This is a genomic window from Bifidobacterium sp. UBA4282, assembly GCF_002394995.1.
GTDB lineage: Bacteria > Actinomycetota > Actinomycetes > Actinomycetales > Bifidobacteriaceae > Bifidobacterium > Bifidobacterium pullorum_B.
The window spans coordinates 1-9,618 of sequence record NZ_DGVO01000011.1; the positions used below are offsets into that span (position 1 = coordinate 1).

The 9,618-nt window shown below is 66.0% G+C and carries 8 protein-coding genes; 6 read left to right on the plus strand and 2 right to left on the minus strand.

All coding sequences use genetic code 11. The features are described 5' to 3' along the window. The 4 genes from B4C31_RS01140 to B4C31_RS01155 all read left to right on the plus strand — a co-directional run. On the plus strand, nucleotides 1-2,121 hold a 2,121-nt coding region (locus B4C31_RS01140; RefSeq protein WP_291530992.1), incomplete at its 5' end, for a phosphoribosylformylglycinamidine synthase. Nucleotides 2,122-2,381: 260 nt separating this feature from the next. Next, complete coding sequence (locus B4C31_RS01145; protein ID WP_291530993.1) at nucleotides 2,382-2,693, plus strand: FeoA family protein; 312 nt, start codon at nucleotides 2,382-2,384, stop codon at nucleotides 2,691-2,693. Further along, a complete protein-coding gene (gene feoB / locus B4C31_RS01150) occupies nucleotides 2,690-4,831 on the plus strand; it encodes a ferrous iron transport protein B (protein WP_291530994.1) in 2,142 nt (713 codons plus the stop codon). The genes B4C31_RS01145 and feoB overlap by 4 nt, the downstream gene beginning before the upstream one ends. After that, nucleotides 4,825-5,283: a hypothetical protein gene (locus B4C31_RS01155; protein ID WP_291530995.1), complete on the plus strand. Its 459-nt coding sequence runs from the start codon at nucleotides 4,825-4,827 to the stop codon at nucleotides 5,281-5,283. The genes feoB and B4C31_RS01155 overlap by 7 nt, the downstream gene beginning before the upstream one ends. Before the next feature lie 9 nt (nucleotides 5,284-5,292). Here B4C31_RS01155 and B4C31_RS01160 read toward each other — a convergent pair whose 3' ends face one another. Continuing rightward, on the minus strand, nucleotides 5,293-5,523 hold the full coding sequence (locus tag B4C31_RS01160) for a hypothetical protein (protein ID WP_204387224.1): 231 nt from the start codon (nucleotides 5,521-5,523) through the stop codon (nucleotides 5,293-5,295). Between the two features lie 12 nt (nucleotides 5,524-5,535). Then, on the minus strand, nucleotides 5,536-7,206 hold the full coding sequence (locus B4C31_RS01165; protein WP_414631819.1) for a type VI secretion protein ImpB: 1,671 nt from the start codon (nucleotides 7,204-7,206) through the stop codon (nucleotides 5,536-5,538). A gap of 213 nt (nucleotides 7,207-7,419) precedes the next feature. Here B4C31_RS01165 and purF point away from each other — a divergent pair, with 213 nt between their 5' ends. Both purF and purM read left to right on the plus strand, forming a co-directional pair. Beyond that, the gene (purF, locus tag B4C31_RS01170) at nucleotides 7,420-8,952 is read left to right on the plus strand and encodes an amidophosphoribosyltransferase (protein ID WP_291530997.1); all 1,533 of its coding nucleotides are present in this window, start codon (nucleotides 7,420-7,422) and stop codon (nucleotides 8,950-8,952) included. Between the two features lie 88 nt (nucleotides 8,953-9,040). Further along, on the plus strand, nucleotides 9,041-9,618 hold a 578-nt coding region (purM, locus tag B4C31_RS01175), incomplete at its 3' end, for a phosphoribosylformylglycinamidine cyclo-ligase (protein ID WP_291530998.1).

The window sequence follows — 9,618 nt, forward strand, 5'->3', positions numbered from 1 at the left end:
TCCGAATCCCAGGAGCGCATGGCCGTGGCCATCGCTGCCGAGGATGTGGACGAATTCCTGGGCTACGCCCGTGAGGAGAACCTGGAGGCCACCGTCATCGCCACCGTCACCGAGGAGAAGACCCTCAAGATGACCTGGAACGGCGACGTGATCGTGAGCCTGTCCCGCGAGTTCCTCAACTCGAACGGCGCGCCCAAGCATATGGACGTGCATGTGGAGTCCGGGGCCGGCTACACCAGCCCGTGGATGTCCGGCTCGCTGGCGGAGCGCATGCACACGCTGGTCACCGACATCAACGTGGCCTCGAACAAGGGCCTGTCCGAGCGTTTCGACTCCACGATCGGCGCGGCGACCGTGCTGATGCCGTTCGGCGGCCGCAGGCAGCTGACCCCGAATATGGCGATGGTCGCCAAGTTCCCGGTGTTCGGCGAGACCACCACCGCCTCCGCGATGGCCTGGGGTTTCAACCCGTACATCTCCGAGAGGAACCAGTTCACCGGCGCGTATCTGTCGGTTGTCGAATCGCTCTCCAAGCTGGTGGCCGCCGGTTTCGAGCATGAGAAGGCGTACCTGAGCTTCCAAGAGTATTTCGGCAAGCTCAAGGATGATCCGGCCCGCTGGGGCAAGCCGGTGGCCTCGGTGCTCGGCGCGCTGATGGCGCAGGCCGACCTGGGCGTCGGCGCGATCGGCGGCAAGGATTCGATGAGCGGCAGCTTCGAGGATCTCGACGTGCCGCCGACGCTGATCTCCTTTGCCGTGGCGGTGGGCGACATGCGCCACGCTACCTCCCCCGAGTTCAAGAAGGCCGGCCACCGCATCGTGCGCATCGCACCGCGCTATCTGGCCGACGGTCTGACCCCGGACAAGGACGGTCTGCTGGCCGCGATGACGATGGTCGAATACCTCGTCGACTTCCATGACGCGGTCGCCGTCTCCACGCCGGGCTACGGCGCGACGGCCGAGGCGCTGTTCAAGATGACGCTCGGCAACGGCATCGGTGTGAGGCTCGATCCGTCGATTGCGATCGACGACCTGTTCACCCCGGCCTACGGCTCGTTCCTCGTCGAACTCGACGACTACGCCGAACTGCCCAAGGTCACGAACCTGGTGGAGGTCGGTCAGATCGGCGTGACCTGCGAGGAGTACATGTTCGAGGCCTGCGGCGAGACGTTGGACCTCAACGGCCTGCAGGACGCGTGGGAGGGCGGCATCGAGTCCGTGTTCCCGTACCGCAGCAAGGACGACGCGGCCAAGGCCCCGGTCGAGACCGTATCGTTCGAAGCGGCGAAGAAGACCGTGTACACGGGTGCACCGGTGGCCAAGCCGCATGTCATCATCCCGGTGTTCCCCGGCAACAACTGCGAGTACGATTCTGCCGCCGCCTTCGAGCGTGCGGGCGCGGATGTGACGACGCTGGTCATCAACAACCTGACGCCGGCAGCCGTGGCCGAATCGACGCAGGCGCTGGTCGACGAGATCCGCAGGAGCCAGATCGTCATGATTCCGGGCGGCTTCTCGGGCGGCGACGAACCGGACGGTTCCGCCAAGTTCATCACCGCGTTCTTCCGTGCCCCGGCCGTCACCGATGCGGTGCGCGATCTGCTGAAGAACCGCGACGGTCTGATGCTGGGCATCTGCAACGGTTTCCAGGCGCTCATCAAGCTGGGTCTGGTGCCGTTCGGCGACATCGTGCCGATGAGTGCCGAATGCCCGACGCTGACGTTCAACACGATCGGTCGTCACCAGAGCCGTCTGGTGCGCACCCGCGTGGCCTCGAACCTTTCGCCGTGGCTGGCCAAGACCTCGGTCGGCGATGTGCACACGGTGGCCATCTCCCACGGCGAGGGCCGTTTCGTGGCCTCCGACGAGGTGCTGGCGCAGCTCAAGGCCAACGGCCAGATCGCCACGCAGTACGTGGATGAGTCCGGCGTGCCGTCGATGGACCTGAGCGCGAACCCGAACGGCTCGCTGCTGGCCATTGAAGGCATCACCAGTCCGGATGGTCGTGTGTTCGGCAAGATGGGCCATTCGGAGCGCTCCGGCAACGGCCTGTACGTCAATGTGCCGGGCAACACGTACCAGCCGATCTTCGAGGCCGGTGTGGAGTACTTCACCGCCTGATTCCGAACAACCGATCACGTGGAGGGGCTGGCGCTGATGGCGTCCGCCCCTCCATTCATATTTCGGGTGCCGCAGCACCCCCTTCCCCGTGTCCGTGTCGTCATCCCCGTGTCGTCATCCCCATGCGACAGCACGGCATCCCAGACATCATCCCGCGTCCGTGTCGTCGTCGACCCGCGACAACACGCCGGGCAGGATACCAGAAATCAGCGGAAATACAAGTCTTGTTTTTCGGTCATGCCGCTCATATGTTGGGAGGCATGACCGTTATGGACACCACACCGCCAACCGGCCCCGACACCGCGACCCCAACACGCGGCCCACGCACGCTGGCCGGCTGCCGGGCCGGCGACACCGTCATCGTGGACGGCATCGACCTGGATGAACGGCATCGTTTCCGGTTAATGGAACTGGGGTTGCGCGCCGGTGTCATCATACGAGTCGTGCAACGCAGCGGCTTCGGTGGCCGCGTCGTGGCGCGGGGTCCCGAGCGCATCGCGCTGGACGGCGGCACCGCGCGCGCCATCAGCGTGAGGACGCCCGACGACGCCGAACAGAAGACGACACGATGACCACACCCACGAACAGTCATCCGCCCCACACGGCCACGCATGGCGGCCATGCCCACCGGCGCGGATTCGGCGCGCTCTTCTCCGGCCGCGGCGACCAGACCGTGCGCTTCGACCGACGGGATGCGGACCGCATGAGCGTTGTAGGGCGCGATGGCGACGCGCGCCCGGAGGCCGCGGACGGCGAGCACGAAGCGGATGTGCTGCGGCATGTCGTGTTCGTCGGCAATCCGAATGTCGGCAAATCCTCGCTGTTCAACACGCTGCTGGGTGCCCGCACGAAGGTGATGAACGCCCCGGGCACCACCGTGCTGCTGGAAACCGGGCGACTGCATTATCGGGATCCGGATGGCAATGGTCCCGCCGAGGTCTGGGACTGCACCGACACGCCCGGCACCTATTCGCTGCTGCCGCTGAGCCCCGATGAGAAGGTGGCCGCGGACGCGGTAATGGGTGCCGAGGGGCTGCCCCGCCCCGATCTAGTCGTCGCCGTGCTCGATGCGACGAATATCGCCCGTTCCCTGTATTTCCTGGCCATGGTGGTCGAACTGGGAGCACCCACCGTCGTCGCGCTGACGATGAACGACCTGGCCGAGGCCCAAGGTTGCGGCGTCGATGCCGAACGACTGTCCACGCTGTTGGACGGGTTGCCGGTGGTCGCGGTCGATGGCCGCACCGGTGCGGGGACCGACCGGCTGGTCCGGGCAATCGCCAACGGGTTTCGGGGCACACCGGTGCCCGAGGGCCTGCATCCGCTCACCGGCACGGCGAATGTGCGTGCATGGGTCGAGAATCATGCCGATGCGCGTTTCGATTGGGCGGCGCGCATCATCCGCGGCCTCGACCTGCAGATGCGGGACCGCGTCACCTTGTCCGACCGGATTGACCGCGTGCTGCTGCATCCGGTGTTCGGCATCGTCATGTTTCTGGCGGTCATGTATCTGGTATTTCAGGCCACCACCACGCTGGCCGGTCCGATGCAGGACTGGTTCGACGTCACTGTACGCGGATGGCTCACCGCCATGGTCGATACCGCTTTCTCATGGTTCGGTCCGGCGGCGTCCGCGGGCTGGGCGCATGCGCTTGTCGTCGACGGCGTGTTGGACGGCGTGGTGACCGTACTCACGTTCATCCCGCCGATGGGCATCATGTTCCTGCTGCTGTCGCTGCTGGAGGATTCGGGGTATCTGGCGCGCGCGGCGTTCGTGATGGACCGCGCGATGCGAACGATCGGTCTGGACGGTCGCGCGTTCCTGCCGATCATCGTAGGGTTCGGGTGCAATCTGCCGGCGCTGGCGGCCACCAGGACGCTGCCCGATTCCCGGCAGCGTGTGCTGACCGGCATGCTGATCCCGTTCTCCTCCTGCTCGGCGCGTCTATCGGTGTATCTGGTGCTCGCCTATGCCTTCTTCCGCGGCCATGCCGGGCTGGTGGTGTTCCTCATGTACGTGCTGTCGGTTGCGGTGATTCTGCTGGTCGGCCTGCTGCTGCGGCATACGAAGTTCCGTGGTCTGAAGCCCGAACCGTTCGCGATGAGCCTGCCGCCGTACCAATGCCCGCGGCTGGTCATGCTCATCCGTTCGGTGCTGGGGCGGCTGTGGGGTTTCGTGCGCGGGGCCAGTTCGGTTATCGTGACGATGATCGTGGCGCTGTGGGTGTTGCAGGGCATCCCGGCGACACCTGGAGCCGGGTCGTTCGGCCAGGTCGAGGATGTGCACGATTCGGTGTACGGCGTGGTGGCCGACGCAGTGGCGCCGGTGTTCGCACCGGCGGGGTTCGGCGACTGGCACGCCTCGGCCGCACTGATCACCGGATTCGTGGCCAAGGAGGTTGTGGTCGGTTCGATGTCGCAGTCGTACAACGTCGCCGGCGGGGATGACGCAACGGAACAGCGGCAGGGCGAGGGGACGCTGGGCGCGCGGCTGCGCGAATCCTTCGACGCCTCCTCCGGCGGGCATGGCAGGGCGGCCGCGGCGGCGTTCCTGTTGTTCGTGCTCGCCTACACGCCGTGTCTGGCGACGGTGGCCGAGCTGAAACGCCAGTATGGGTTCCGGACGATGCTGCAAACGGTGGGGTTGAGCCTGACCGTGGCCTATGTGCTCGCCGTCGTCGCCTTCCAACTACTAAGGCTCGTATGGTAGGCGCGCAATCAAGCCGATGGCGGCGTGCCGGCAGTTCAGGCACCATGCCGCCCGACCGTCGGCATGCGGATGACAATGCCGACACCGTCACGCAGGTGATTGCCGATTTGGAATCCGGCATGACGCTTGAGGCGTGCGCCCGGCACCACGGGCTGCCCCGCGAATTCGTGGCGATGATCGCCGACCACGCACGTAGGACCGGCAGGCTGCGGGTGATGGATCTGTCCCCGCGCGCCGCCTGCGGCGAGGCCTGGTGCAATCCCGACCCCGGTTCGCTGATTTGCGCCGGTTGCCCGCTGTTGCCACGACATAAACCCGCCCCGCAAAAGCAGGACCTCGACCGGGACCGAGATACCGGATTGCCGCGCACACTGCGGGATGGGCTCCGCGTCGGCGGCACAGGCTCGCCGCATGGCGGATTGTTCGCCCGTCTCCGCAGCCGCCGCAGCTGAATCCAGGGCTTAGGCCGGCACCCAACCTTCGGCCAAACCGTCGACCGGGGTGTCGGCCACTGCCATGTCATGCTCGTTGCTGCGGGCGGTCTCCGCAACGACCTGGTCGTAGCCGGCCACCGCGGCGAACGGCATGAACTGGGCGGCGCGGTTATGCCGCGACATCGGCGGATGCCGCCGCGAGACGTGATGCGGCAGGTTGATGATGTCGTCATACCGGTGTGTGGTTTCAAGCGCCATGGCGTCCTCCGTTCATGCGGCGTGCCCTCCAATCTGCCGATTGCGCTGTTGTCCGGTGGCACCGGGCTCCATGTTCATGGCCTTGATGACGGCGTTTCTGCCGAATTTGCGCTTGACGTCCAGCAGCGTCTGTTGGATGTCTCGTTCACGGGTCGCCGCCGATTCCCCCGCATTGCCAGGCTGTCCGCCGGAATCGTCCGTACCCCGCCGCACCCCGTCGTTCCGACAGTTGCCGGGCCGGCCCACGGCAACGGCGTCCTGCGGTTCCCCATCCGCAGCCAGCACGGAGAACAAGTCGGGTTGTTCATACCCAACGTCCCCCGTCCTCGATTCCTCCGCCGGATGCAGATCGTCAGCGACCACGGTGATCCGACGCACCATCAGCGAGGGATCGACCAGCCGGTCGAACAGTTCCGTCATCGCCTCACGCAGCCGGCTTGCCGAATCCGTCCGTTTCTCCAACGGTATGGAGCCGTTCGCGGGTTTGGGAACCGTGCGTCCGTATCGGTCCTTCTTCACCGGTCCGGCGTATGCATGCGTTCCCCCATCGGTTCCCGATGACGCGCATTCCAGTTTGGATGGGTCCACGTTGCCGATGTCATACCCCACGGCCAGCCCCACGCGGCCGGCCAGCACCCCTTGGGCGGTCAGGTCCAGGGCCAGTGTGTCGGCCATCTCCTTGGCGATCAGCCGTGCCGTGGCGAAATCGGCCGGCCCCTGCAGCACCTGGCCGGAGCTGATGCTGTGGCCTTCCGGCCGGTACGCCTTGATGTCGGCGATCGTGCACGGCTCCCACCCCCAGGCGTGGTCGATGAGCAGTTCGGCGTTGACCCCAAACATCCGATAGAGCAGGTCCTCGTTGTAATAGTCGGAGGCGGAGCCGAGCGAGCAACGGGCGATATCCCCCATGGTCAGCAGCCCCTGCGCCTCCAGCTTCCTGGCATATCCGTGTCCGATCCGCCAGAAATCGGTCAACGGGCGGTGATCCCACAGCAGCCGCCGATAGGACATCTCATCCAACTCGGCCACACGCACGCCGTCGGCGTCGGCGGGGATGTGCTTGGCCACGATGTCCATCGCCACCTTGGCCAGATACAGATTGGTGCCGATGCCGGCTGTGGCCGTGATGCCGGTGGCGGCCGCGACGTCGCGCACAATCGCGGCGGCCATCTGCCGCGGGGTCATGCCACGCGCGCGTAGATACCGCGTGGCGTCGATGAACACCTCATCGATCGAATACACATGGATGTCCTCGGCGGCCGCATACCGCAGATACACACGGTAGACATCACCGCTGCACCGCAGATAGTGCGACATACGCGGCTTGGCGATGACCATCCCGACCGCACGTTCCGGATGGTCGGCCAGCTCGGCCGCATCGAACGACTCCCCCACCAGACGCCGGCCCGGCGCCCGCAGACGGCGCTCCTCGTTGACCGCCCGCAACCGTTCACGCACTTCGAACAGCCGGCACCGCCCCGGCAGCCCATACGCCTTCAGCGACGGCGAGACGGCCAGGCAGATGGTCTTATCCGTGCGGGACTCATCCGCCACCACCAGATGCGTGGTCAATGGGTCGAGTCCCCGCTCCCGGCATTCCACGGAGGCGTAGAACGACTTGAGATCGACCGCGATGCATGTGCGTGTCGCCATCACACCCCCTTTCGCCGTTCCGATACGCATATCCACAGCGAACCGCCCAGCGGCTGCCGTGGAATACAGCATACCAAACGATTCGAACATTTGTACGAATATGTGTCGCGCGGCAAGGGTCGGCACGTTGCCGACCCGCCGTGCCGCCACGGCACCACGCCGCCCGGCAACACCCCGGGATGTAGCCCTTGATTGCTATCGTTGTGATGTAATGCTCCACGCCTTGACAAGGAGGCATCAGGCTTGTCCGCCGAACTTGAAGACATCCACGAGGAATGCGGCATCTTCGGCGTCTGGGGGCACCCGGACGCGGCCCGACTGACATACTTCGGCCTGCACGCACTGCAGCACCGCGGACAGGAGGGCGCCGGCATCGTCTCGAACGACCATGGCCATCTCATCGGGCACCGCGGGCTCGGCCTGCTCACGCAGGTGTTCTCCGACGAACGCGAGATCCAGCGGCTCAGGGGCGACCGCGCGATCGGCCACGTGCGCTACGCCACCGCCGGCTCCGGCTCCACCGACAACATCCAGCCGTTCATCTTCCGCTTCTCGGACGGCGATATGGCGCTGGCCCACAACGGCAACCTGACCAACTGCCCCACGCTGCGGCGCGAGCTCGAATCCCAGGGCGCGATCTTCCGTTCGAACTCGGACACCGAGGTGCTCATGCACCTGATCCGCCGCTCCGAGCAGCCCACGTTCATGGACAAGCTCAAGGAGGCGCTCAACACCGTCCACGGCGGGTTCGCCTACCTGCTGATGACCGAGAACGCCATGATCGGCGCCCTCGACCCGAACGGGTTCCGGCCGCTCTCCCTGGGCCGGATGACCAACGGCGCCTATGTGCTCGCCTCCGAGACCTGCGCGCTGGACATCGTCGGCGCCGAGCTCGTGCGTGACATCCGCCCCGGCGAGATCGTAGTGGTGGACGACGACGGCTACCGCATCGACACCTACACCGACCAGACCCAGCTGGCGATCTGCTCGATGGAGTTCATCTACTTCGCGCGTCCCGATTCCAACATCTACGGCGTGAACGTGCATTCGGCCCGCAAGCGCATGGGCGCCCGGCTGGCGCAGGAGTCGCCGGTGGACGCCGACATGGTCATCGCCGTGCCGAACTCCTCCCTGTCCGCCGCCTCCGGCTATTCCGAGGCCGCCCATCTGCCGAACGAGATGGGCCTGATCAAGAACCAGTACGTGGCACGCACCTTCATCCAGCCCACGCAGGAGCTGCGCGAGCAGGGCGTGCGCATGAAGCTCGCCGCCGTGCGCGGCGTGGTCAGCGGCAAGCGCGTGGTCGTGGTCGACGATTCGATCGTGCGCGGCACCACCTCCAAGCGTCTGGTCCAGCTGCTGCGCGAGGCCGGCGCCTCCGAGGTGCATATGCGCATCTCCTCGCCGCCGCTGAAGTACCCCTGCTTCTACGGCATCGACATCTCCACCACCAAGGAGCTGATCGCCGCCAAGAAGTCGGTGGAGGAGATCCGTGAGTTCATCGGCGCCGATACGTTGTCGTTCCTCAGCCTCGACGGCCTGATCGAGTCGATCGGACTGAACGCCGACGCCCCGTACGGCGGCCTGTGCGTGGCCTATTTCAACGGCGACTACCCGACCGCACTGGATGACTACGAGCAGGAGTTCCTGGCCTCTCTGACCCCGGAGGACCGCGTGCGCCTGCCGAAGTTCGCGCTGGACAAGAGCGACTACCAGGGCAACGAGTTCTCCTGCCAGAAGGGGCTCAAGCCCGGCGAGTGGCCGCCCAAGCAGTAAGCCGCGGCACACCCGTCATCATCATCCCATCGTCCATCCACAACCCAACCAACCATCGCAGCGGCAGCTGCACCAAGAAAGGGAGATCATGCCCAAAGCGTATGAGAACGCTGGAGTCAGCGTCGAAGCCGGCTATGAGGTCGTCAAGCGCATCAAATCCCATGTGGCACGCACCGAACGCCCCGGCGTGGTCGGCGGCATCGGCGGCTTCGGCGGCCTGTTCGACCTCGCCTCGCTCGGATACCGCGAACCGGTGCTGATCTCCGGCACCGACGGCGTGGGCACCAAGCTCGTCGTGGCCAAGATGGCCGGCAGGCATGACACCATCGGCATCGACTGTGTGGCCATGTGCGTCAACGACATCGCCGCCCAGGGCGCCGAACCGCTGTTCTTCCTGGACTACATCGCCTGCGGCAAGAACGACCCGGCCCTGCTGGAGCAGGTCGTCTCCGGCGTGGCCGACGGCTGTGTGCAGGCCGGTGCCGGTCTGATCGGCGGCGAGACCGCCGAAATGCCGGGCATGTACGCCGAGGACGAGTACGATCTGGCCGGCTTCGCGGTCGGCGTGGCCGAACGTTCCGCCATTGTGGACGGCTCCGGCATCACCGAGGGCGACGTGCTGATCGGCCTGCCCTCCTCCGGCGTGCATTCCAACGGTTTCTCGCT

What these genes read in the sequence shown, in the direction of transcription:
- B4C31_RS01145 (WP_291530993.1), top strand. Translation starts at nt 2,382, where the DNA reads ATGACCGTTATGGACACCACACCGCCAACCGGCCCCGACACCGCGACC.
- feoB (WP_291530994.1), top strand. Translation starts at nt 2,690, where the DNA reads ATGACCACACCCACGAACAGTCATCCGCCCCACACGGCCACGCATGGC.
- B4C31_RS01155 (WP_291530995.1), top strand. Translation starts at nt 4,825, where the DNA reads ATGGTAGGCGCGCAATCAAGCCGATGGCGGCGTGCCGGCAGTTCAGGC.
- B4C31_RS01160 (WP_204387224.1), bottom strand. Translation starts at nt 5,523, where the DNA reads ATGGCGCTTGAAACCACACACCGGTATGACGACATCATCAACCTGCCG.
- B4C31_RS01165 (WP_414631819.1), bottom strand. Translation starts at nt 7,206, where the DNA reads ATGCGTATCGGAACGGCGAAAGGGGGTGTGATGGCGACACGCACATGC.